We start from the raw sequence: 349 nt of genomic DNA on the forward strand, positions 1-349 counted from the left end.
GTGTGCCGGTGGCGGCTGGTGGAACGACCCGAGAACGGCTGACGGCCGGGGCGCTCTCGCGCGCCACCCTGGACCGCCAGCACCTGCTTCGGCGTGAGGCAGGTACGGCACTCGACCTGGTCGGGCACCTCTACGGGTTGCAGGCGCAGTCGCCGTCGGCGCCGTACTACGCGCTGTGGGCGAGGCTCGCCGACTTCGACCCTTCCGAGCTGTCGGACCTGATCGCCGACCGGCAGGTGGTGCGCATGGTCCTGATGCGCGGCACGGTGCACGCGGTCACCGCGGCCGACGCCCTGGCGCTGCGGCCCTGGGTGCAGCCGATCATGGACACGGACCTGCGCACCAACGC

The 349-nt window shown here is 72.5% G+C and carries 1 protein-coding gene; it reads left to right on the forward strand.

Annotation, left to right across the window (positions count from 1 at the left end):
* Positions 1–349: DNA glycosylase AlkZ-like family protein (locus tag AC1DYG_RS21135; protein WP_477641766.1), on the forward strand; the 349-nt coding region annotated here is incomplete at both ends.

This window comes from Pedococcus sp. P1_H8 (assembly GCF_056405175.1).